The sequence below is a fragment of the Streptomyces sp. MBT65 genome, from assembly GCF_016612545.1.
GTDB lineage: Bacteria > Actinomycetota > Actinomycetes > Streptomycetales > Streptomycetaceae > Streptomyces.
Genome location: NZ_JAENRY010000703.1, coordinates 1 through 718, shown reverse-complemented (window position 1 = coordinate 718; position 718 = coordinate 1). Strand labels below are relative to the sequence as shown.

At 74.4% G+C, this 718-nt stretch carries 1 protein-coding gene; it reads left to right on the top strand.

Annotated elements, in window-relative coordinates; translation table 11 throughout:
• A partial coding sequence (locus JHN63_RS51690) for an SWIM zinc finger family protein (protein WP_234478981.1) occupies positions 1–718 on the top strand: 718 nt, incomplete at both ends.

Sequence of the window (718 nt, the reverse complement as noted above, 5' to 3'; positions counted from 1 at the left end):
CCCCACCTCCATGGCCTCCACCTCCATGGCCTCCCCCTCCCGCGACAGCGACCTCCGCCGCACCTTCCCCCCGTTCCCGCCCAGGCCCTCCGACGGTGTCGGCTTCGCCGAGACCTGGTGGGGCAACGCATGGGTGACCGCGCTGGAGGAAGGCGCGCTGGACCCCAAGCGGCTTGCGCGCGGCCGGGGTTACGCGGAGAAGGGCCACGTCGACGCGATCACCGTGACCCCGGGGCTCGTGCTCGGGTATGTGCAGGGCAGCCGCGCGCGGCCGTACCGCGTACAGGTGCGGTTGCGTACGCTGGACGACGCGGACTGGGAGCGGTTCCTGGACGCCGCCGCCGACCGGCCCGGGCACATCGCCGCGCTGCTCGACAAGGAGATGCCCAAGTCCCTTGCGGAGATCGGGGTTCCGCTGCTGCCGGGACCCGGCGACCTTTCCCCGCAGTGCAGTTGCCCGGACTCCGGTCACCCCTGCAAGCACGCCGCCGCCCTCTGCTACCAGACCGCCCGCCTCCTGGACGCCGACCCCTTCGTCCTGCTCCTGCTCCGCGGCCGGGGCGAACGCCCGCTGCTCGACGCCCTGTCCCGTCGTAACGCCACCCGTGCGGCCCGTGCCGCCCAGGAGCAGGAACCGGCCCCCCTCCCCGGCGTAAGAGCCACCGACGTGCTCGCCGAGCCGGGGCGCCGACTCCCCCCGCTGCCACCCCCGTTGCCC